Origin of the sequence: Spirosoma liriopis (assembly GCF_023196085.1) — a bacterium.
Taxonomy (GTDB): Bacteria; Bacteroidota; Bacteroidia; order Cytophagales; family Spirosomataceae; genus Spirosoma; species Spirosoma oryzicola.
The window spans coordinates 612154-633528 of sequence record NZ_JALPRF010000003.1; the positions used below are offsets into that span (position 1 = coordinate 612154).

Annotated in this window: 22 protein-coding genes; 16 read left to right on the forward strand and 6 right to left on the reverse strand. The window is 50.4% G+C overall.

The window, feature by feature from the left end:
- The first annotated feature begins 192 nt into the window (after positions 1–192).
- A complete protein-coding gene (locus M0L20_RS19410; RefSeq protein ID WP_248478637.1) occupies positions 193–450 on the forward strand; it encodes a hypothetical protein in 258 nt (85 codons plus the stop codon).
- Between the two features lie 547 nt (positions 451–997).
- On the opposite strand, the gene M0L20_RS19415 is transcribed toward M0L20_RS19410, so the two are convergent.
- Positions 998–1471, reverse strand: a complete 474-nt coding sequence (locus M0L20_RS19415) for a hypothetical protein (RefSeq protein WP_232558255.1) — start codon at positions 1469–1471, stop codon at positions 998–1000.
- A 620-nt stretch (positions 1472–2091) separates the two neighbouring features.
- Positions 2092–2331, reverse strand: coding sequence for a hypothetical protein (locus tag M0L20_RS19420; RefSeq protein WP_248478639.1), 240 nt, complete (start codon positions 2329–2331; stop codon positions 2092–2094).
- A gap of 1036 nt (positions 2332–3367) precedes the next feature.
- Between M0L20_RS19420 and M0L20_RS19425 the strand changes: the two genes are divergently transcribed.
- Positions 3368–3592 (forward strand): hypothetical protein, encoded by a 225-nt coding sequence (locus M0L20_RS19425; RefSeq protein WP_232558257.1) that lies wholly within the window; start codon positions 3368–3370, stop codon positions 3590–3592.
- 35 nt (positions 3593–3627) lie between these two features.
- Here the strand turns inward: M0L20_RS19425 and M0L20_RS19430 are convergent, their stop codons facing one another.
- Entirely contained in the window at positions 3628–4332 is a 705-nt protein-coding gene (locus M0L20_RS19430; protein WP_232558258.1) for an esterase family protein, read from the reverse strand.
- A gap of 144 nt (positions 4333–4476) precedes the next feature.
- On the opposite strand from M0L20_RS19430, the gene M0L20_RS19435 reads away from it, so the two are divergent.
- Positions 4477–5346, forward strand: a complete 870-nt coding sequence (locus M0L20_RS19435; protein ID WP_248478641.1) for an alpha/beta hydrolase — start codon at positions 4477–4479, stop codon at positions 5344–5346.
- A 42-nt stretch (positions 5347–5388) separates the two neighbouring features.
- Positions 5389–6213 carry a glycoside hydrolase family 16 protein gene (locus M0L20_RS19440; protein WP_435531841.1) on the forward strand — a complete coding sequence of 275 codons (825 nt, stop codon included), beginning with the start codon at positions 5389–5391 and terminating at the stop codon, positions 6211–6213.
- Between the two features lie 71 nt (positions 6214–6284).
- Here M0L20_RS19440 and M0L20_RS19445 read toward each other — a convergent pair whose 3' ends face one another.
- The gene (locus tag M0L20_RS19445) at positions 6285–6833 is read right to left on the reverse strand and encodes an RNA polymerase sigma factor (RefSeq protein WP_232558261.1); all 549 of its coding nucleotides are present in this window, start codon (positions 6831–6833) and stop codon (positions 6285–6287) included.
- 330 nt (positions 6834–7163) lie between these two features.
- On the reverse strand, positions 7164–8657 hold the full coding sequence (locus M0L20_RS19450; RefSeq protein ID WP_248478643.1) for a capsule assembly Wzi family protein: 1494 nt from the start codon (positions 8655–8657) through the stop codon (positions 7164–7166).
- Positions 8658–9226: 569 nt separating this feature from the next.
- Here M0L20_RS19450 and M0L20_RS19455 point away from each other — a divergent pair.
- The 8 genes from M0L20_RS19455 (at position 9227) to rplT (ending at position 16213) form a co-directional block, all read left to right on the forward strand.
- Entirely contained in the window at positions 9227–9799 is a 573-nt protein-coding gene (locus M0L20_RS19455) for a DinB family protein (RefSeq protein WP_232558263.1), read from the forward strand.
- 82 nt (positions 9800–9881) lie between these two features.
- Positions 9882–10343, forward strand: a complete 462-nt coding sequence (locus M0L20_RS19460; RefSeq protein WP_248478644.1) for an EVE domain-containing protein — start codon at positions 9882–9884, stop codon at positions 10341–10343.
- Between the two features lie 55 nt (positions 10344–10398).
- On the forward strand, positions 10399–11295 hold the full coding sequence (locus M0L20_RS19465) for a class I SAM-dependent methyltransferase (RefSeq protein WP_232558265.1): 897 nt from the start codon (positions 10399–10401) through the stop codon (positions 11293–11295).
- A 20-nt stretch (positions 11296–11315) separates the two neighbouring features.
- Positions 11316–12518, forward strand: coding sequence for a tetratricopeptide repeat protein (locus tag M0L20_RS19470; RefSeq protein WP_248478645.1), 1203 nt, complete (start codon positions 11316–11318; stop codon positions 12516–12518).
- Positions 12519–12639: 121 nt separating this feature from the next.
- Positions 12640–14583 carry a threonine--tRNA ligase gene (thrS, locus tag M0L20_RS19475; protein ID WP_248478646.1) on the forward strand — a complete coding sequence of 648 codons (1944 nt, stop codon included), beginning with the start codon at positions 12640–12642 and terminating at the stop codon, positions 14581–14583.
- Positions 14584–14771: 188 nt separating this feature from the next.
- A complete protein-coding gene (infC, locus tag M0L20_RS19480; RefSeq protein ID WP_232558268.1) occupies positions 14772–15329 on the forward strand; it encodes a translation initiation factor IF-3 in 558 nt (185 codons plus the stop codon).
- Positions 15330–15570: 241 nt separating this feature from the next.
- A complete protein-coding gene (rpmI, locus tag M0L20_RS19485; RefSeq protein WP_162384346.1) occupies positions 15571–15765 on the forward strand; it encodes a 50S ribosomal protein L35 in 195 nt (64 codons plus the stop codon).
- 103 nt (positions 15766–15868) lie between these two features.
- Positions 15869–16213 (forward strand): 50S ribosomal protein L20, encoded by a 345-nt coding sequence (gene rplT / locus M0L20_RS19490; RefSeq protein WP_232558269.1) that lies wholly within the window; start codon positions 15869–15871, stop codon positions 16211–16213.
- A 56-nt stretch (positions 16214–16269) separates the two neighbouring features.
- On the opposite strand, the gene M0L20_RS19495 is transcribed toward rplT, so the two are convergent.
- Entirely contained in the window at positions 16270–16710 is a 441-nt protein-coding gene (locus M0L20_RS19495; protein ID WP_232558270.1) for a nuclease A inhibitor family protein, read from the reverse strand.
- Between the two features lie 122 nt (positions 16711–16832).
- Between M0L20_RS19495 and M0L20_RS19500 the strand changes: the two genes are divergently transcribed.
- The 4 genes from M0L20_RS19500 (at position 16833) to M0L20_RS19515 (ending at position 21344) form a co-directional block, all read left to right on the forward strand.
- Positions 16833–17393 (forward strand): DUF937 domain-containing protein, encoded by a 561-nt coding sequence (locus M0L20_RS19500; protein ID WP_232558271.1) that lies wholly within the window; start codon positions 16833–16835, stop codon positions 17391–17393.
- A gap of 137 nt (positions 17394–17530) precedes the next feature.
- Positions 17531–18124 (forward strand): phosphatase PAP2 family protein, encoded by a 594-nt coding sequence (locus tag M0L20_RS19505; RefSeq protein WP_248478647.1) that lies wholly within the window; start codon positions 17531–17533, stop codon positions 18122–18124.
- A gap of 216 nt (positions 18125–18340) precedes the next feature.
- Positions 18341–20266: a molecular chaperone DnaK gene (gene dnaK, locus M0L20_RS19510; protein WP_232558273.1), complete on the forward strand. Its 1926-nt coding sequence runs from the start codon at positions 18341–18343 to the stop codon at positions 20264–20266.
- A 211-nt stretch (positions 20267–20477) separates the two neighbouring features.
- On the forward strand, positions 20478–21344 hold the full coding sequence (locus tag M0L20_RS19515; RefSeq protein WP_248478648.1) for a sugar phosphate isomerase/epimerase family protein: 867 nt from the start codon (positions 20478–20480) through the stop codon (positions 21342–21344).
- Positions 21345–21375 lie beyond the last annotated feature (31 nt).

The following is a 21375-nucleotide window of genomic DNA, read 5'->3' on the forward strand; positions in this document are numbered from 1 at the left end:
CTGTCTGTTATACTAAAAAGTGGGAAGATGTAAACCGTAATGGGATAACAACGCTGAAAAGTACGCCTATTTCGGGGGTAAACCAGATAAAAAGCCCATTGTTCTTGGGCAAGTGCGTTTATTGGAAATAAGCGGTTCGCTTGGGTTTACCAGGTTTGGTTAGCGTAACGCCGGGTAACGTAACTCCAGCCTTTGCCTCTTGCGTATTGTTCGCACAAAGGAACGATGCCTATTGAGTGCTCAACGGAGGTAGGTTTTCGGGAAAAAATCAGGCGACTCTTCCCGGCTGGTTTCACAAAAAGTAACGCAATAGCCCCACAAACGCTCGACCGGCAGGGTTCCGTGCCAACTTGCTACATAGGTTCTGGTCAGGTACAGCGAATGGCGATTTGTCCTGACAATGGCCAGCGGTTGCCTGATCCGAAAAGATTGGCCGACGGACTGAATTGACAGCTAATTGCTTACAGCGTACAGGCTATCGGCTCGAGATCCGTAAGAATGCATTCCAGCAATTGCGACACCGGTATACCTTAAACGGAATGATAGCAGAGAAAATCTTGAGCAGTTCAGAGCGGGGGATGCGGTCATAATCGAAGCGACCACATTTGGGGCATTTTGCCGAAAAGCTTGTGTGTCGATACGCATAAACAAGACTCAGCAGTAGAACGACGAAAAGAATAACGTAAGTCATGAATAAAGCAAATCGAACAAAGCCTTAATTCAGGACAAACTACTGCAACCAACTGTTTCGTCTGCACACATTGGAATGCTCAGGACGAAAATCCCTACCAGCAGAGCCAATAGGGATTTATAATTAACCTTATAATGCGTGGCAATATACATGTTACCGAAATAAAAATATTGTAAATAAATTATTCGGTATAGTATAACTGATCGTTATTTTTAACAATTGATTGGCTCAGCCTTGATTTTCAGATGGGTTTATCAACGAGTGCTTCGGTCAGCTTGCCCTGTCTGCCAGGCTGTTGTCTGACGCTTACCGGGCCTCGTAGCTGGCGAGCATACGGGTATAGGCGTTAATAAGCGTTTGGTAGTGATTCAATAAAAGCCCATTGTTTGATTGCTGGCTAGCCCGGTCGAGTAATTTCTGCATCTGTTCCCGGCTTACTTTAAGACAATCTATTTTAGATTGTCGAGCCGTTTGGGCTCGCTGCAAAAGATCGCTGCTATAAACTGGTTTCATCTGCCATTCAGGCGTTGAACGTAAGATTTCCTGCCATTGTCCCTGCAGCTGCTTGATAGGCTTTGCAAAGGAGTGACCATCAAAAATGGAAATCGGTAGTTTCGTTACGTTGTTGTCAAAAACAAGTAGAACCTCAACCAGTTTGTCCCCTTTCTCAACAAAGCCAGACAGGATATCAAGTCCTAGTTCAACTTCTTGCTCATTAACTTGAAACCCAAAGTTTCGCTCCTGGTTGTCGCGGGTAAGCGCGTCAATTACAAAATACATACTAAAATAGCGTTGAGTGTCTATGAGCATCAAGTTAACCGTTTGTATGAAACAAACGACATAGTTTCAGCGAATAGTGAGGTAATGGGACGCTTGTTGCTCTGTCACGCCAGCTGCCAAAAAGCAGGTATATGGACCAGATCTATAAACAGACGAGTATTTTTTAATGGGTAGTTGTCAGACTCGGTATCATTTTCGGAATGGCTTCCAACGGACAGGACCTCAACTCCCTGGAGCAAAACGGTAGGGACGAGTTGGTAGGCACAGCGTCGGGCTAACCGAGTAAACCAATACGAATTGGATCGTAGTAACTAGCGAATTCCAGCGTTTACACGTCTCCGAATATAGATAGTCGAATAAAGCGTTACGACTCGTTTTTTTTGTGATTGACCAAACAGGATCGTAGCCAAAACCCTATTCCAAAGGCGATTGCGATATCGATTAGCTCCAGCATAGTCTTTTGTTTTATACTATTTAGACTAGGCATTACCGAAAAGTAAGGGAGAGTACGAAGCGCTTTTAGTATACGGTAATTCGGCTCGGGCATTTTCCAGTCTGATGCTGGCGCTTACCCGAAAACCCCTATCGTCCGCGCAAGTGGTCGGATCGGTAATGCATCGTCAAACCAGGGTAGCATTGGAAGAAGCCTGCGTAACCTCCCGAATTTTGTAAAAATGATTGTGGCAACGGGGACAAGCATACGCCTTTACCGGAAGTCGTTTGGCAATCCCTTTCCGGGGTATTCGATTCGGGTCGGCGTAGCCACAACCAGGGCACTGTTTGCGGAAGCTAACCAATCGATACAGGACAATCAGAATGCCTACAACAGACAGGAGGACTAGTGCGCGAAAGAGAAGCATGGTTTCTAGTGAGGTTGTACACACGAATCTACTGAAAAACGTAACTACTTAGAAACGAATTAATTGAGCGGCAACCATGAGAAACCCCACTCGCAAGGCCAGTGGGGTTTGGGTACTTTTCACCGTGCTTGTAAGCACATCCGAAAGGTAGTTGAGTTTATCGACGCGCGTAAACTAGATTGAGTTAATGAGTGTCCATTTGATCTACCGGTACAAAATAGCCCCGTTCGGTCCGATTAGCCCGTATTGATTTAAAACCACAAGGAAAAGGCCGGTAAACCATTGCTGGTGTGCGTAGCGGAAGCGTGAACGATGGCCTCTTTCAGCGTAGCAGGCGATCGTAAACCACTTCCTGCTAGAAAAACAATTTAATCACGGACTCGGCGATCAAGGTAAGTACCACGGTCGCGATGAGAAAAACCATTGTCCAGGGACCCGCTAACGTTGAATTTTTTTTGAACATCATAACGGTTGATGTAGGATGCTGTACAAAGTAAACATCCTGTCGCCAGCAATCATTTTGTGCCGAAGTGATTATAACGACAATTTAACACCCACTTAAGAACGGCTTAATGGAGTGGCCAAGCCAACCGAAAGCTACGCCGAACCCCGCAAGTTTATCGCGTAGTCGCAGTAACAGCAAGGAGTAAATGAGTCGATTTATTGGCAGATCCGGCAGATGAATTACTACCTGGGGTGAGTAAAACCACTGGTTGAAGGGTATGAACCCTGACTTCGTTAATTATACAAGTAATTAAGTAAAATTAAGGGTTTAGGAATAATCAGAAAAGCCCGGCGGTACTACTGCCGGGCTTTCTCGCTGCGTTCTATAATTGGCTTCCAGCGCCTTTGGGCGGCATGAAAGTAAAGTAAGCCAATCAGGGTATGGGCCGCTTTCAAACCGGTAATAATCCTTATGCTTATTTTAATTACTTCTTAATTACCGGCTGAAAATTGCTTCCGTATAATTCCCTTAGTTTGCGCCGTAGAGTTATTGTTAACGGAAAATGTTGGCGTAGTGAACTGTATAAAGGCTATGTTTCTGCCCTATCTGGGCTGGGATTCCACGAATTTGGCTCATATTACCCGGCTGACAGGCCAGCGGTATGACGATGCGTACGCCATCTGGCAGCGCTTTCACAAACTTCCTGAATCATACGCCATCACGTATTCGGTGCTTTGCCTTGCGCAGCAGCACGAAATATCCGTCGAGCAGGCGCTGACCTGCTACCTGGAACACCTGCGCATGAACCAGCACTGAACCGAACGCAGGTGTTCAACAACGCTTTCTTTCGGTTAAATCTGGCTCAGGTAGCGCGGAAACTGGTCTTTCCAGACGGGCCAGTCGTGATTGCCCCAGGGCGACACGTCCAGCTGATGCCGAATTCCTTTCCGGCTTAGTATACCGGACATCTGGTAGTTCGCGTCCCGGCAGAAATCGTATTCCGATGTGCCCAGTACGATGTTCATGTGGTGAAATTCGTTGTTCTGCGCGTTGGGCAGGAAATCGGGCGGATTATTAAAGTAAACGTTTTGGTCGTAATAACCGCCGAGGAATGACCGGATGTCGAAGGCGGCTCCCATCGTCAGCAAGTGGCCTACTTGCTCAGGGTGCCGAAACGCAAAATTTAAGGCGTGATAGCCGCCGAACGAAGCCCCCGACACACCTATTTTCTGGACGTTACACTCCCGCTGAATACCCGGGACCAGTTCTTCGTGCAGAAAACGATCGTACAGAACGTGGTTCCAGATGCGTGCGCCGGGGTGGAGGTGCTTGGCGTACCAACTATCCCGATCAATGCTGTCGATACAAAACAACTTAACCTTACCCGTCTCGACGAACCAACGAGCCGTTTCGACCAGGCCAAAATCTTTGTATTCGTAGTAATGCCCCATTGAGGTCGGAAACAGCACTACCGGATAACCCCAATTGCCGTAAACCAGCATGTCAATATCGCGGCCGAGGTGGTGTGAGTACCATTTTCGATAATCTTGCTGCACGGTGTTGTATGTTTAGACGTACCTTCTTTTTCGGGTGAAAAATAGAAGAAATCGCCCGGATCGACAAAAATAGGCGGGCGTAAGCCGAAAAAAATGCCTATTTTGCCGGTTGTGGTCTATTTATTATTGAGAATTTTCGCGCTTATGGCTGCTCATTTACCGGTTGTTTCTTCTGCCGAGTCTTGTTCCGTAACGGTTTGGCACGACGATTCATTGGTTTCCGTTCCGCTCCGTCGTACTGTTCACTTGGACATTATTCTGCCCCCTGCTTATCATCCCTCTGGTCACAGTTACCCCGTACTGTACCTGAATGATGGTCAGGATCTGGGCCGGTTGCGCATGACGCAGGTGCTGGATTCGTTGTACCAGCAGCAGCTCATCCAACCCTTTGTGCTGGTGGCCATTCATGCCGGCGACCGGATTCAGGAGTACGGAACAGCGGCCCGCGCGGATTACATGCATCGGGGCAGCAAAGCTGGATTGTACACCGATTTTGTGTTGACGGAACTGCTCCCTTACGTAAAAAAACATTACAACGTCAGTAGCGAACCAGCAGCCTGTGCCTTTGCTGGTTTTTCGCTGGGTGGTTTGTCCGCCTTCGATCTGGTGTTTCATCATCCTGACCTATTTAGCCGGGCGGGGGTGTTTTCGGGCTCGTTCTGGTGGCGCAGTAAAAGCACTGAAGACGGCTACCGCGATGAGACTGACCGCATTATGCACGATCTGGTTCGTAAGGGTACCTATCAGTCGAACCTTGCCTTCTGGTTCGAGACCGGAACCGAGGACGAAACCAGCGACCGAAACAACAACGGTGTGATCGATGCGATTGACGACACGCTCGATCTGATTGACGAACTGGTTAAAAAAGGATACGTATGGGATCCGACCGGCGGGCGAGTGCCATCTTCATCGTCCGCGATTCGGTACGTGGAAATCGATGGAGGTAAGCACAACCAGGAAACCTGGAGTGCGATCATGCCTGACTTTCTGACGTGGGCATTTGGAACCCGCTAACGTGACAAAAAAACGGTGTAACGGTAAGCTTTTGGAACGATGATGAAAAGCGTATTGATTGTGAAGATGGTGGGGGTGGCTGTTTTGCTAGCCTGTAAAAGTCCGAATGTGGGGTTACCCGTGGGTGATCCGGTTGCACCTTCCGCCCGCAAGTTGGTCTGGGCTGACGAGTTTACGAAAAACGGGTTGCCCGATTCAACAAAGTGGGGCTATGAAGTTGGTGGCAAGGGTTGGGGTAACAACGAATTGCAGTACTACACGGCCAACCGATTGGAAAACGCGCGGGTTGAAAACGGAAAACTCATTATCGAAGCCCGTAAAGAAGACTATCAGGGAAACAAGTACACATCCGCTCGTTTGCTGACACGGGGCAAGGCCGCCTGGAAATACGGACGTATTGAGGCACTGGCGAAACTCCCCGCCGGACGGGGTACCTGGCCTGCGGTCTGGATGCTGGGGCAGGGTATTCAAACCGCAGGGTGGCCCAGAGCGGGCGAAATCGACATTATGGAACACGTTGGCTTTGATGAAGGGGTAGTTCATGGCACCGTTCATACAGAAGCCTACAACCACGCCAAGAAAACCGAAAAAGGGCAGGCAATCCCCGTCAAGGACGTCAGTACCCGCTTTCACCTGTACGCCATTGAGTGGACGCCCGACAAAATCGAATTCTTTGTCGACGACCAAAATTATTACAGCGTTCAAAAAGCAGCCCTGGGAAATACAGAAGCCCAATGGCCGTTCGATCAGCCTTTTTACTTACTGCTGAACGTAGCCGTTGGCGGCAACTGGGGTGGGCAGAAAGGCGTCGATGAGTCCATCTGGCCGCAACGGATGGAAATCGATTATGTACGCGTTTGCCAGTAACAAAACGAGTTGACGTACGGGCATTGGTAAAACCTGTACGTCAACTGACAGAGTCCAAGGGTAGGGGCTAATCAGAAAAACTGTTCGCCGTACATAAGCCGGATTTTATCGCGCGTTCGCTTGAGCCGCATCTTGACCGCGCTGTTTTTTAGCTTTAGTTGTTGGGCAATTTCGGTAATATCGAGCCCATCTTCATACTTCATCCGCAGCATCAGGGTTTCTTCTTCCGAGATGACACCCAGTACTTTGTCCAGCTGTTGCAGCTGAAATTCCCGGTTTTCCTGATCGGTCGGTTCCGCCCAGGTGTATTCCTGATCCTGCTCCAGCGAAACGGTAGATGTTCGGTTGGCACAACGAATCTGGTCCATGCAGTAGTTGTAGGAGATCGAATACAGCCAGGTTGAGAAAGCCGAGTTTTCTTTAAAATTAGTGAGGTTACCGTATACCCGCAGAAAGATATCCTGCGTGTAATCTTCGGCATTAGCGGTATCTTTCGTCAAGTTCAGGCATCGCTGGTATACCTTCGTTACATAGCGCTTGTAAAGGGTTTCGAAGTAGTCATTGCGATGAGTCATTAGATGCATGCGGATCAATTCCTCATCTTTTAACTGGCTGTTCATAGGTTAGGTTATTAGGGTATCAAGGTAGTTCGCAATTGGGCCGCTCGTGATACGATTGACACAGGAGAAAAACTGTTCACCGGTTTCGTCTAACAAAAGACCTGGTTTCTTTGCCAATACGACAAGCCGTGCAAGCAAGTCCTGATTCACTCGTACCCAGACAGCAAGTTAATTAGTTTGTCAATAATCTGTAAAACGTATACAGCAAACTTTTTTAGCTTATATATCTTACGGCAACACCTTGGTATTTGTACGAACCAGTTGTGGTTACTTCGTATACTTATCGGCGTTTTTAAGAGAAACCCGTCAGGCCATAAGGACTCGCCAAGCTTACCTTCTGGTTGGCTTTCGGTTCTGTCCTTCTTTGCGGACGCTCAGGTAATACCCAACGCTGGCGGGATACAACCGACCCATATCTGTTGCGATGGCCGTATTGACGGTCAGGCCGTTAAATACGGGTAATTGTGTTGATACGTCCAGCAGACCGGAAAACTGATGAACCGGTTCCGGGAAAGGAACTTCGTAGGTGCCCAGGTTTTCACTGTAGGAAGCTTTGAACTGGAAGCGCATAAAATCGGCGATGTGTCCCGACAGACCAAGGTGCAGGACGGCCACCCGGTTGTTGTTGGTGAACCCGTAACGCGGCAAATCGCTGCGGCTGTTGCCGGAAGGGGTAATGAAAGGCGTACCGAGCGTCATGCCGTACCGCGACCAGCCATCCTGGTATTGCGAATGGTTGAAATAATTGTCGCGGCCTCGTTGTGCTTCCTGGTTGTCGATAAACAAAGAGCCCCCCTGGTTTTGCGTGTACAGGTACTCCAGTAATACCGTCTCGATTTGCAGACCCCTTGGCTTGACCGAATGTAGACGCCGAATGCGGATACCATGCAAGCCATCCCGTAGGTTGGTGAGGTGAAACAACGACCCGTCTTCGTAAATACTCTGGCGGTACGCAAAAACGGCGAAAGAGCGCCCCGTGTACTCAAAGCCCAGGTCAACCGTGCCCAGGTGATTGCCAATCCGGTTTTCCCGGTCAAACTGGCTTATCCGGTTGGTATCCACGTTGGTACGGGCTCCCAGTGAACTAGCGGTTACTACATCGATGTAGTCCCGGAAAGTGGAAGGCAACAGGTTATTTTTAATGCGTGAACTCGATAGTTCCGTAGTCGTGCCACCCCACATGACTTCGTGGTTCATGCCCCCGTACAGCTTTAAGCGCCAATCGGGTTTACCCAGACGAACATAAAAGGCTTTCTCGTGCAACCACGTATTTCGCACAAACCGGTCTGCTTCAAACCAGCCATGACTATACAATCCTTTTATCGCCAACAGCCCTTTGCGGGGCCAGAATTCCCGGATCGCCAATTGAAACTTAAGCATCGGAAGGGCATTGCCTGAGAGCATGTAGGAGCCCGAAGTGAGCGTCGTATCCACCAGACCGATAATCTCTCGTCGGCGACCACTCCAGACTTCGACGGGTCCCACCCGAACTTTTACGTACGCTTCCGGGATAATCAGTCGCACATTGTACCCGGTGTTGAACACCGCTTCCGCCCGCCAGCCCCAATCGACGCGCCGGTTAAGCGCCTGCAAACTATCCCGTTTCGTTCGGGGGGCGTCGTGGTAATCGACGTGCAGTACCTGTCGTACGGTCAGGGGAGAGTGATCCAGGGAAACGATGCCGAATTGATTGGTCCTCAGCCAGAAAGGGGTTTGGCCCGACGTGGAAAAATAACTGCCTACTTCGGTACTGTACCGTAGGGGTTTGGGGGTTTGACAAAAGCAGGTGGATACAGCTAGCAAATAAAGTACAAGTAAACGCATAGGCAGCAGGAAAAGCAAAACCGGAATACCTCTTAGATGGTAGAACGTGCTGGTCCGTCACTACCGATCGGTTCGTAATTGGTAAAGGATAGGTACACAAACTATGCCATCGACTAACTGGATTTAGTTGTAAGTATATTTATCTGTAAAAAATAGGTATTTAAATGGTTGGGCTTTTGTTACGAAAAGAAAAGCGGTTGACAATCAAACGGTAGTGGCGTACCATTTGGGCGTACGGAGGAGGAGTCAAATTGATCGATATGTTTTTTTCGAAACGCCACCGATATTGATGTACCTTTGTTGGGCGTATCTAAACCTGTTTGAGCGGACAGGAAAAGGACTGCGTTGTATGAAGTTGTCTTTTTGTTAACTTTATACAAGCACGTCTCAGTTCGTAAATTTATTTGTAGCGGTGTCAAACAAACCGTCTGCAAGGAAGTAGTAATAAACGTTAAAATTGCTTACTGTTGAGTTGTCGGACAGTAGCCGGGATCGCCAGTGGCTAGCACGGTGGCGTATCGACCGGAACAACTCAGGCCGACCGCTTTATTTTTTGAATAAACAACCTTATGGTTCCAAACGACGAACTTATTCGAATCATTGACCTCCTCAATACAACCTACGAAAGTGAGGAAGCTTGGCACGGTCCATCGGTAGTTGAAGTGTTACGGGGGGTGACCCCTGATATGGCGGGTCGCCGAATTGCGCCCAACACCCACTCCATTGCCGAACTGGTTTTTCACATGACGAGCTGGCGTATTTTCTGCGTCAAGAAAATGCAGGGCGATGCGACGTTTGATATCACAACCCCAGAAAAAAACTTTGGCGCACTGCCTGATAAAATTGATGATTTTGAGTGGGAAGCACTCGAGATGGAACTGAGCCTGAGCCAGGAAGAACTCATCAATGAATTAGACAAACGCGATGACGACGAATTCCTGGAAGACATCGTGCCCGGACGTGATTATACGTACTACGACATGCTGCACGGTATTGTCAACCACGATCTGTACCATACCGGGCAGATTATGATCCTCCGGAAAGCCCTGACGTTTAAAGGAGCAGGCTCGAACTTTGCCGACGATGACGACGAATATGACTCGCGTTACGGGAACAGTCACGAGCAGGATGACTATTATTGATAGGAACCCGCGCGCATTGGCAGCCGTTCGCCAATCGCGTTTTGAGAGCTTATCATTTTACGCTTAATGACTTACCCACCGTTTGAATTACTGGCTAGTTAAATCCGAACCCGACACGTACGGGTGGCATCATTTTATGGAGCAGGGCCGTGCCGTCTGGGATGGTGTCCGGAATTATCAGGCTCGCAACAACCTGAGACTGATGCAGGTTGGCGATCAGGTCCTGTTCTACCACAGTGTGACCAATCCTGCTGTCGTTGGTCTGGCTACGGTGGTGCGGGAAAGCTATCCGGACCCTACCGCTCTCGACGAGCCGGTTGTCGCCAACGCAGCCACCCGCCCGACCCCCTGGGTGGTTGTCGAACTGGAGCCGGTTATGGCCCTGGAAAAACCGGTTACGCTGGCGCGCATCAAAGCCGAGCCCATGCTGGCAACCGTGGCCTTGATCAAACAATCGCGCTTATCGGTTATGCCTATCAAACCCGATGAATTTGAACTGATTCTGGCAATGGGTCAACATGCAGCGAAGAGTGAAGACAGGTAAGCTCGTAGCCGAACAAGTCTCCTGCGCTACACGCTTCATTCGTTAGTAAATAAAAATGGCTGATATTCACCTAATTACCCCAGCGCCCTGGTCTGAATACGAATTGATTGATTCGGGCGATTTCCAAAAACTAGAACGCTTCGGCGAATTTATACTGGCCCGCCCCGAACCCCAGGCCATCTGGAATCGATCGTTACCTGATCAGAACTGGCAGGAGCGGGCGCATGCGATCTTTCGGCGCGACCGGCAGTCACCTGAGCGGGGCGACTGGCAAACTACGCCGACCATGCGCGATCCCTGGTTTGTTTCGTTTCGACAAAGTGGGTTGAACCTGAAGTTTAAGCTGGCCCTGACTACGTTTAAACACGTTGGCTTGTTTCCCGAACAGGCTGATAACTGGGTGTACATTCACAACGCAATACAAAAACTATCCGCTCAGGTAGCCCGGCCCAAGGTGTTGAATCTGTTTGCGTATACGGGCGGAGCATCGCTGGCCGCCCGTCAGGCCGGGGCCGACGTTACCCACGTCGATTCGGTGAAGCCGGTTATCAGCTGGGCCCGGGAGAACATGGATCATAGCGAATTGGATAACATCCGGTGGATGGTAGAGGACGCGGTCAAGTTCGTGCGTCGGGAAGTGCGTCGGGGCAATCAATACAACGGAATTATTCTGGACCCGCCCGCTTATGGTCGGGGACCCGATGGCGAAAAATGGGTGCTCGAAGAACACCTCAGCGATCTGCTGAAATCCTGCGCCGATTTGCTGGACCGCAACAACTTTTTCTTTATCATCAATCTTTACTCGCTCGGCTTTTCGTCGATTCTGCTGGATAATCTGATGAATCAGGTATTTGGCAGCGTACCGAATCCGGAATGGGGGGAACTGGTCGTAACGGATAGTTTTCAAAAACGGCTGCCATTAGGCGTTTTTTATCGGTTTGCGTCGGTTTGAATAGCCTAATGGTACTTTCTATGCGTTCCTATTTGTTTTTCTTGCCTTTGACGGTCCTTTTGTGGTCCTGCGGTGGGAATGACCGGCAGACGGCCCACATCCCCGACTTTCCCAAGCCGGGCGACAGCAGCCGTACGGAGGGAGCGTTGCGGGCCTTAACGCGTGCCATCAACCAGTCGTCACCGGCATCGGCCTACGCCAAACGGGCGGCTATTCTGCTGACGATGGGGAAAGTCAACGAAGCCCTGAGTGATATCGACGAAGCCATCAGCCGAAATGACAACGCGGGTTCGTATTACCTGATCCGCGCGCAGATTCTGCGAGGATTGCAACAGCCCGAAAAGGCGCTCGTCAACGCCCAGCGGGCTGAACTCTTGGGCGTTGATACGCCTGAACTGTACACGCTGCTAGGCGACCTCTTTCAACAGCAAAATCAGTTTCCCAAAGCGCAGCTTTACGTGACCAAGGCGCTGCAAATGGCTCCCTACGACGGCGAAGCCTATTATTTTCGGGGGTTGATGGCCGCCAAGCTGGGCGATACCACCCAGGCGCTGGCCCTTTATCGGCAATCGTTGCACTTAAAACCGCGCTACCTCGACACGTATAACCAGTTGGCGTCGGTCTACCGTACGCTGGGTGATCGTAACGCGGCTCTTCACATCAACGGGCAGGCACTGCGTTATTTTCCGAAGAACGCCAAGCTTTATTACGGTCGGGGGTTGATCTACCACATGGCCGGTGAACTGGATAGTGCGATGACTTGTTATCAACAGACACTAAGTGTACAGCCCAACTATTATCAGGCGTACTTTCAGATTGGCTTGCTTAATCAGAAGTTCCGCAATTATTACGTAGCCCTGGCCAATTATCAGCGTGTTCAGCAGATACGGCCGCAGTTTCCGCGTATTGATACGTACATCGGCTATTGCCACGAACAAATGGGTCAATACGACCTGGCGATTGCCGCTTACACGAAAGCAACCCAGTTAAATACGACCGATCGGCAGGCTGCGGCAGGTTTATGGCGTTCGCAACGGCGACAATACTCGCAAAACTCCTTATTTTTGCCCGATGCGTCCGATGAAGCCTTGCCAGCCGCGTCAAACCGGGCTACGATCGATACGACGCGCGTGCGCATCCAGACGATTCAGCCCAAGGAGCGGGTAACGACCGGTTCGGGCGATTCGCTCCGGCGTACCGTCAAACCAATCGGACAGAATTAAACGATGTAAGCTGTACGATACAGGATGTATTACTCAACCATACAGCCTATATCATATAGCCAATGAAGTAGCTTACAGTTGTAGGTAGGCTGCGGGTACCCACAAATAAATCAGTACACAAATGATTGCGCAGGACGAACAAATCCGCGTGACGCTGCCCGACGGGAGCGTTCGGCAGTATCCCAAAGGAAGCACCGGGCTGGATATTGCCACCCAAATCAGTGAAGGACTAGCACGCAATGTGCTGGCGGCCAAAGTAAATGGTGTCGTTCAGGACGCTACGCGACCAATTGACGAGGATGCCAATGTCCAACTCCTGACCTGGAACGATTCCGAAGGTAAAGCGACCTTCTGGCACTCGTCGGCTCACTTGCTGGCCGAAGCCCTTGAAGCCTTGTATCCGGGCGTCAAGTTTGGTATCGGGCCCGCCATCGAAACCGGTTTCTATTACGATGTCGACCTCAATGGACAGGCGTTTTCGCAGGAAGATTTCAAGAAGGTTGAAGATAAAATGCTGGAACTGGCTCGCCAGAAACAGCAATATATCCGCAAACCGATGAGCAAAGCCGACGCGATTGCGTACTTCGAGGAAAAAGGCGATCCGTATAAACTCGACCTGCTGGACGGGCTGGCCGACGGTACGATCACGTTCTATTCCCAGGGCGATTTCACGGATTTGTGCCGGGGGCCACATATCCCGAATACGGGTTTTATCAAAGCCGCTAAAATCATGAACGTGGCCGGGGCTTACTGGCGCGGGAACGAAAAAAACAAGCAGCTCACCCGTATCTACGCGGTTACGTATCCCAAGCAGAAAGAACTCGACGATTACCTGTATCTGCTGGAAGAAGCCAAAAAGCGCGATCACCGGAAGCTAGGGAAAGAACTGGAGTTGTTCGCTTTTTCGGAAAAAGTTGGACAGGGGTTACCGCTGTGGCTCCCGAAAGGAACCATGCTGCGCGAACGGCTGGAAAACTTCCTGCGGAAAGCACAGATCCGGGCGGGCTATTCCCCCGTGGTAACTCCGCACATTGGTAGCAAGCAATTGTACGTAACGTCGGGCCACTGGGAAAAATACGGCGAGGATTCGTTCCAGCCCATCCGGACCCCGGACCCGAACGAGGAGTTTCTGCTTAAGCCGATGAACTGCCCGCACCACTGCGAAATTTATAAAACCAAACCCCGTTCGTACCGGGATTTACCCCTGCGGCTGGCTGAGTTTGGTACTGTTTACCGCTATGAGCAATCGGGTGAATTACACGGCCTGACCCGCGTGCGGGGCTTTACCCAAGATGACGCGCATATTTTCTGCCGTCCCGATCAGGTAAAGGACGAGTTCATGAAAGTGATCGATCTGGTCTTGTACGTCTTCCGGTCGCTTGGCTTTACCGACTATAGCGCCCAGGTTTCCCTGCGCGATCCGGAAAATAAAACCAAATACATCGGCTCCGACGACCTGTGGGAGAAAGCCGAAGCCGCCATCATTGAGTCGGCCGCCGAAAAGGGTCTACCAACGGTAACCGAACTCGGCGAAGCGGCTTTCTACGGGCCTAAGCTGGACTTTATGGTGCGTGATGCCCTGGGCCGGAAGTGGCAGTTGGGAACCATCCAGGTTGATTATAACCTGCCGAACCGGTTCGAACTGGAATACATCGGTGCCGACAACCAGAAGCATCGGCCCGTAATGATTCACCGGGCGCCTTTCGGGTCCATGGAACGGTTTATTGCTATCCTGATCGAAAATTCGGCGGGTAATTTCCCGCTCTGGCTATCGCCCGATCAGATTGCTATCCTGCCGATCTCGGAGAAATACGAAGACTACGCCAACGAGTTGTTTTTTAACTTGCAGGAGCAGGATATCCGTGGCTTCGTGGATTTACGCGACGAGAAAATTGGTCGTAAAATTCGCGATGCCGAGGTCAACAAAGTACCGTTTATGCTAATCGTGGGCGAGAAGGAAGCCGCCGATGGAAAGGTATCGGTACGACGGAAAGGCCAGGGTGATTTAGGCAGTATGGGCATTGACGAATTTGTTCAGTTGTTCCAGGCCGAAGTAAACGTGTAAGCGATTATTCTATTCAGGGGCTTGGTTTCTGGTTGTGCGGTATCGATCTTGCCAAAAATCGGAAACGAAGCGCCTGAATACATATTCTTTCTTGCGCAGCATCAGTATTTTCAATAGCTTCCCGAACTTTTTAGTACTCCAAACGTTATTCCAAGCGATTTAAAAGTTAGTTACACTAAACACAATATATGGCATTACCCCAGCGCAGACCACCTCGTCGTGTGGTTGAAGAACCGTACAAAGTTAATGAGCGCATTTTAGCCCGCGAGGTGCGGGTGGTCGGTGAAAATGTAGAGCAGGGAATCTACGATATAAACAAGGCGCAGGCTATGGCCAAAGCGCAGAACCTCGATCTGGTTGAGGTATCGCCCAACGCGGTGCCGCCCGTCTGTCGTATTGTTGACTATTCCAAGTTCAAGTACGAGCAGAAGAAAAAACAGAAAGAAATCAAAGCGAACGCGACGAAAGTCGTTATTAAAGAAATCCGGTTCGGTCCCAACACGGATGATCACGATTTTGAGTTCAAGCTCAAACATGCCATTAACTTCCTGAAAGAAGGCGCCAAAGTAAAAGCGTACGTACAATTCGTAGGCCGGGCCATCGTCTTTAAAGATCGTGGTTTCCAACTGCTGGAGCGGTTCTCGAAAGGACTGGAAGAATACGGCAAAGTGGAAGCGGAGCCCAAGCTCGAAGGAAAACGGATGTCTATGTTTCTGGCACCAAAACCGGTTGTCGCTAAAAAATAACCAACCCCAGTTCACTCGTTGATAGTGGCTGACAGAAGCCTGTTTTGATCTACTTCTCGGTAGGTGAAAACGGGCTTCTGCTGTTGCTGCGTCGGGTTCCTGACAAACGGGCCGATATCGACTAGGCGGTTGGTGTGATTCATTGACGCAAGCTAATTGGCCTAAGTTGGTCGATTGCGTTTATTTTTTCGTATCTTTGCGGCCTGTTTACTTAATTTTCCATACAAAGCGGTCTACTGAAATGCCAAAAGTTAAAACCAATTCGGCGGCCAAGAAGCGTTTTAAGCTGACTGGCACCGGAAAAATCAAGCGGAAGCACGCCTTCCACAGTCACATCCTGACGAAAAAGACGACCAAACAGAAGCGCAACCTGGTGCACGATACGCTGGTATTCCCAGCTGACGAGCGTCGGATCAAAGCCCTGCTGAACGTCTAAGTTAACAAGAGACGCAGTTGCGTCTTGGTTTTACGTTTCACCCGATGCCTGGCCTTAAAGTACCCGTCAGACGGTCGCCAGTTGTCAAAAAACACGCATTAATATGCCACGTTCCGTCAATCACGTTGCCTCACGGGCGCGTCGGAAAAAAGTAATGAAGCTGGCCAAAGGTTATTTCGGTCGGCGTAAAAATGTTTGGACAGTTGCTAAAAACGCTGTCGAAAAAGGCTTAGGCTACGCATACCGCGACCGCCGTGCCAAAAAACGGGATTTCCGTAGTCTGTGGATTCAGCGGATCAACGCGGGTGCCCGGATCAACGGTATGTCCTATTCAGCACTGATGGGTGCCTTGAGCAAATCGGGCATCGAACTCAACCGCAAAGTACTGGCTGATCTGGCCATGAACCACCCGGAAGCATTTGCCGCCGTCGTGGAGCAAGTAAAGTAAACAGGAATCGTTTTGAAAGCGCGGAGCTTGCTGGTAGGGTAGGCTCCGCGCTTTTTTTATGTCTGTACCAATTTTGTCCTGATCCCGGCCCGCTCGCCGTTGGCCTGTCTGCCGAGTAGAAAAACGTCGATTTCCGTTTGTCCGGCGTAGAATACCTGCCGATCCGTTAGCTCCTTTTCCAGCAATTGCTTTAGTTGTTGAAATTTCGTGGTCCGCGTTTTTTCTTCGTCGCCGTACCAGTCTTGCTCCGTTATGACGGGCTCCCAAAATTCATTTTCCGGCACTTCGTCAACGTGAATTTCAGGAGGAAGCATCTGCCAGTCTTTAATCTGGCTAACAGTTAGTGGTTCTTCCTGGTTAAGATAACACGTAACGAACTCAACCGGCTCATCGGATTCGCTGGGATAAAGCAAATCAGGCAATACGCTGTTGATTTGATCGCTTACGGTCCGATTTTCGGCAGGCTGATCGCTACTTTTTGAGTTTTCGTTCGTCATAGAGTGTACGCTAATTCGCGGCAAAGTAAAGGATTCTGGTCCAAGTCGTTGTCGGACGCTAGTTAATTTTCACATAGGGAGTAGGTTATTCTATCTTCCATTAATCGTAAATTCATAGAGTCATGTTAGAAACATTGATGAATCTGGTTCAGCAGCAAGCGGGCTCTGCCATCACCAGCAATACCGCTATTCCAAGCGACAAGCATCAAGACGCGTTCCAGGCCGTATCGGGGGGCATTCTGAGCGGTTTGCAACAGCAGGCCCAGGGTGGTGGTCTGGGAAATCTGATCGGTATGCTGACCGGAAATAGCGGGGCTCAGCAAGAGGTGAACCAGGGCGTTCAGAAAACGGTCCAGGAGAATCTGTTTCAGAAACTGGGAATCTCTCCCCAGGTCGCCATGTCTATTGCAGCCGCCGTCGTTCCCATCGTATTGAGTAAGCTTAGCCAGAAAGCGCAGGACCCCAATGACCATTCGGTCAATCCGAACGACGTCGTTGGTTCAATTACGGGCAAACAGGGTACCGACTGGATGAGCATGGCGCAGTCGGCTATGGCCGATGGTAAACTCGACATGAGCGACTTGATGCGGATGATGAGCGGAAGCAATGCGCAAGCGCAGCCCAAACAACAGTCGGGTGGCGGACTAAGCGATATGCTGGGCGGACTATTCGGTAAAAGCTGAACAGAAGCGCTGACGCACAAAAAAAGACCCTGCCTTGTTCTGTGCAGGGTCTTTTTTTGTGCGTCAGCGCTTTCAAACGCTATCTTTGAGAGGCATGGGCTAAACGACACCTGCGATTTTTCCCATCGCCACCGCTTATGAACACGTCCTCCTGGCTTGTCAAAGCAGCCACTGTCTTCTCCGTTGTCGGTCACCCCTTGTGTCTGTCGTTCTGCATTACCGCTTTCCTTGCCTGGAAGTACTTACCCGCCGGTCAAGCGGTATGGGTTTGCGGTCTGTTGGCGGGTGGTGTGGTTGTGCCGGTCTATTGGCATACGCATCGCCTGACGAAACGGGGTACATACACAAACGCTGATGTGTCGAATCGGCAGGAGCGCTACCGACTTTATCCCAGAGTGATTGGGTTGTTGACCTTCGTGACTATTGCGCTGTTCGCTACGAATCAATCCCGAGTGCTTTGTCTGGGGATGCTGAGCGCGCTGTTGCTGGTTATCTGTGCGTATGGAGTAAACTTTTTCAACAAGGTTTCGCTGCACACATCGGTTGCCCTTTTTATGGCCTGGGTCGTTTGGTCATCGAATAAACCAGTTGGAATGGCAGCCATTGCGTTAGCCTTACTTATTGCTGCTTCCAGACTGGTGTTGCAACGGCATACCTGGTCTGAAGTGATCCTGGGCATGGCACTCGGTACGTTGACGGGCGCGCTCTTTTATGGCCTCACGGGTTGGTAAGCTTTTTTCGGGGCTAATTTCTGCCGCTGGTCTGCCACATTGTAAACGGGCAGGTCCACCTGAAACGTCATTCTGGCCCATTTAGGCTTATTGCTCTGCCAATCTGACAGCAATTCAAACATTTTTCCCCGCTGGCATTTCTATTGATAGATAGATCATGTCTGTCAGAGTATACACAGAAACAAAGAAACTAAACCACAACATTTGTTGGCAGTTATGGGAAAGATTATTGGTATTGACTTAGGCACCACAAACTCGTGTGTGGCCGTGATGGAAGGCAACGAGCCCGTCGTGATCCCCAACTCAGAAGGAGCACGGACGACGCCGTCGGTCGTCGCGTTTATGGATAACGGTAACGGCGAACGGAAAGTCGGCGCACCCGCCAAACGTCAGGCCATCACCAACCCCAAGAATACAATTTCCTCGATCAAGCGTTTCATGGGTAAGCGCTTCAACGAGGTAACAAACGAAGCGAAAAACGTCGCATATGACATCGAAAACGGCCCGAACGGAACCCCACGCGTTCGTATCGGCGACCGTCAATATACACCACAGGAAATTTCGGCGCTGATTCTGCAAAAAATGAAGCAGACGGCTGAAGATTACCTGGGTCAAACAGTAACCGAAGCTGTAGTTACGGTTCCGGCTTACTTTAACGATGCGGAGCGTCAGGCGACCAAAGAAGCGGGTCAGATCGCTGGTCTCGACGTAAAACGGATTATCAACGAACCAACCGCTGCGGCTCTGGCCTACGGTCTGGACAAAACGGATAAGGATCAGAAAATCGCGGTATTCGACTTAGGTGGCGGTACGTTCGATATTTCTATCCTTGAACTGGGCGATGGCGTATTCGAAGTAAAATCAACCGACGGTGATACGCACCTCGGTGGTGACGACTTCGACCAGGTGATCATCGACTGGCTCGCCGATGAGTTCAAAAAAGACGAAGGCATCGATCTGCGCCAGGACCCAATGGCCCTGCAACGCCTGAAAGAAGCCGCCGAGAAAGCAAAAGTAGAGTTGTCAAGCTCGACGTCGACGGAAATCAACCTGCCGTACATCATGCCGGTGAATGGTATCCCCAAACACCTGGTGCGTTCGCTGAGCCGCTCTAAATTTGAGCAATTGGCGGATACGCTGATCCAGCGGAGCTTGGAGCCTTGCCGTCGTGCCCTGAAAAATGCGGGTTTGTCGGCCAGCCAGATTGACGAAGTGATTCTGGTGGGTGGTTCGACCCGGATTCCGAAAGTACAGGACGAAGTCGAAAAACTGTTCGGTAAGAAACCGTCTAAAGCCGTTAACCCCGATGAAGCTGTAGCCATTGGTGCTGCGATTCAGGGTGGTGTATTGACCGGTGAAGTAAAAGACGTGTTGCTGCTCGACGTTATCCCGCTGTCGCTCGGTATCGAAACGATGGGTGGCGTGTTCACCAAAATGGTGGAAGCCAACACAACCATCCCGAGCAAGAAAGTGGAAGTGTACTCGACGGCTTCGGACAACCAGCCAAGCGTGGAAATCAACATCCTGCAAGGGGAGCGCCCGATGGCGGCTCAAAACCGTCAGTTAGGTCGGTTCATCCTGTCGGACATTCCACCCGCACCGCGTGGTGTTCCGCAAATCGAAGTAACCTTCGACGTGGATGCCAACGGTATTCTGAACGTAACGGCTAAAGATAAAGGTACCGGCAAAGAACAGAAAATTCGGATTGAAGCGTCGAGCGGTCTGACCGAAACCGAGATCAACCGGATGCGTGAAGAAGCGAAAGCCAACGAAGCGGCTGATAAAGCGGAACGCGAAAAAATTGAGAAAGTCAACCAGGCTGACTCGATGTTGTTCCAGACCGAGAAACAACTGAAAGAGTACGGTGATAAACTGACTCCGGACAACAAAACGGCGATCGAAGAGGCCCTTGGTCAACTGCGCACCGCACACGGTTCGCGCGACGTAGCGGCCATCGACGCAGCCCTGGAAAAGTTGAATACGGCCTGGTCGGCTGCTTCGACGGATCTGTACAACGCGACTAACGGCGCGGGTGGTCCAACGGATGGTGCCGGTTTCGACGGTGGAAACCCGAACCCCGGTAACCAGGGACAACCAACCGGCGATAATGTGTCGGACGTACCCTACGAAGAAGTAAAATAAGCTCCTAAAACAGGAAGCCCCGCTGAGGAAACTTAGCGGGGCTTTTTTATTGGTGGCTACTACGGGCCAACGGGTCAGAATCGGCTCTTTCTTGCACCAAAGCAATAATCTGTTGCATTCATAACCAAAACAAAGGGCCCGCATCAGTAAAAACCACGTACATCGGCCTTACCTTACCTGGGATAGCCCAAAAACTTACCAGTTTGTAGTAATGACGACGCGACGATCGTTTCTAAAAAATGCGGGAGGCACGGTTGCCCTGGCCACAGTAGGCCCGGTGGCAATGGCTTCCGGACGAATTACCGAAACCCACCACGCTCCCGGTGAAGACCTGTTCAAACTAGGCATGGCGGGGTATACATTTGTTCATTTCAGCCTGGATCAGGCGTTGGAGATGATGAAGAAAACGGACGTCCATTATCTGTGCATCAAGGATTTTCATCTTCCGCTGAATAGCACACCCGAACAGATTACGGCCTTCCACGAAAAGCTGGCCAAGGCGGGAGTGACGGGTTATGCCGTTGGGCCTATCTACATGAAAACCACGCAGGAGGTTGATAATGCCTTTGCCTATGCCAAACGAGTCGGCGTGAAGCTTATCATTGGCGTGCCGAATACCGACTTATTACCTTATGTGGATAAGAAAGTAAAAGAGTACGATTTTCGGTTCGCTATCCATAACCACGGCCCCGACATCGAATTGTACCCCAATGCCGTTTCTATTCACAACGCCATCAAAAACCTTGATGCCCGCATCGGTTTCTGTTTCGACATGGGCCATGACCGGCGGAACGGCGATGATCCGGTAGCGGATTTGCAAACCTACGCCAAACGCATCTTCGATATTCACCTCAAAAACGTGACGGCGGCTTCCAAGGAAGGAAAAACCTGCGAACTGGGCCGGGGCGTAATCGATATTCCGGCTTTTGTGGATATGCTGCGTAAAGTCAAATACGACGGTTCCTGTAGTCTGGAGTACGAAAAAGACATGAAAGATCCGCTGGCGGGTATTGCCGAATCGGTCGGGTACTTCAAAGGGGTTTGCGATGCCACCCGAACCAACAAGCGAAAATCGTAGAACCGTTCGGTCGCTCACTCACGTATTAATC

What these genes read in the sequence shown, in the direction of transcription:
- dnaK (WP_232558273.1), top strand. Translation starts at nt 18,341, where the DNA reads ATGGGAAAGATTATTGGTATTGACTTAGGCACCACAAACTCGTGTGTG.
- rpmI (WP_162384346.1), top strand. Translation starts at nt 15,571, where the DNA reads ATGCCAAAAGTTAAAACCAATTCGGCGGCCAAGAAGCGTTTTAAGCTG.
- M0L20_RS19500 (WP_232558271.1), top strand. Translation starts at nt 16,833, where the DNA reads ATGTTAGAAACATTGATGAATCTGGTTCAGCAGCAAGCGGGCTCTGCC.
- M0L20_RS19415 (WP_232558255.1), bottom strand. Translation starts at nt 1,471, where the DNA reads ATGTATTTTGTAATTGACGCGCTTACCCGCGACAACCAGGAGCGAAAC.
- M0L20_RS19495 (WP_232558270.1), bottom strand. Translation starts at nt 16,710, where the DNA reads ATGACGAACGAAAACTCAAAAAGTAGCGATCAGCCTGCCGAAAATCGG.
- thrS (WP_248478646.1), top strand. Translation starts at nt 12,640, where the DNA reads ATGATTGCGCAGGACGAACAAATCCGCGTGACGCTGCCCGACGGGAGC.
- M0L20_RS19505 (WP_248478647.1), top strand. Translation starts at nt 17,531, where the DNA reads ATGAACACGTCCTCCTGGCTTGTCAAAGCAGCCACTGTCTTCTCCGTT.
- M0L20_RS19455 (WP_232558263.1), top strand. Translation starts at nt 9,227, where the DNA reads ATGGTTCCAAACGACGAACTTATTCGAATCATTGACCTCCTCAATACA.
- infC (WP_232558268.1), top strand. Translation starts at nt 14,772, where the DNA reads ATGGCATTACCCCAGCGCAGACCACCTCGTCGTGTGGTTGAAGAACCG.
- M0L20_RS19440 (WP_435531841.1), top strand. Translation starts at nt 5,389, where the DNA reads ATGAAAAGCGTATTGATTGTGAAGATGGTGGGGGTGGCTGTTTTGCTA.
- M0L20_RS19445 (WP_232558261.1), bottom strand. Translation starts at nt 6,833, where the DNA reads ATGAACAGCCAGTTAAAAGATGAGGAATTGATCCGCATGCATCTAATG.
- M0L20_RS19425 (WP_232558257.1), top strand. Translation starts at nt 3,368, where the DNA reads ATGTTTCTGCCCTATCTGGGCTGGGATTCCACGAATTTGGCTCATATT.
- M0L20_RS19465 (WP_232558265.1), top strand. Translation starts at nt 10,399, where the DNA reads ATGGCTGATATTCACCTAATTACCCCAGCGCCCTGGTCTGAATACGAA.
- M0L20_RS19420 (WP_248478639.1), bottom strand. Translation starts at nt 2,331, where the DNA reads ATGCTTCTCTTTCGCGCACTAGTCCTCCTGTCTGTTGTAGGCATTCTG.
- M0L20_RS19450 (WP_248478643.1), bottom strand. Translation starts at nt 8,657, where the DNA reads ATGCGTTTACTTGTACTTTATTTGCTAGCTGTATCCACCTGCTTTTGT.
- M0L20_RS19470 (WP_248478645.1), top strand. Translation starts at nt 11,316, where the DNA reads ATGCGTTCCTATTTGTTTTTCTTGCCTTTGACGGTCCTTTTGTGGTCC.
- rplT (WP_232558269.1), top strand. Translation starts at nt 15,869, where the DNA reads ATGCCACGTTCCGTCAATCACGTTGCCTCACGGGCGCGTCGGAAAAAA.
- M0L20_RS19435 (WP_248478641.1), top strand. Translation starts at nt 4,477, where the DNA reads ATGGCTGCTCATTTACCGGTTGTTTCTTCTGCCGAGTCTTGTTCCGTA.
- M0L20_RS19515 (WP_248478648.1), top strand. Translation starts at nt 20,478, where the DNA reads ATGACGACGCGACGATCGTTTCTAAAAAATGCGGGAGGCACGGTTGCC.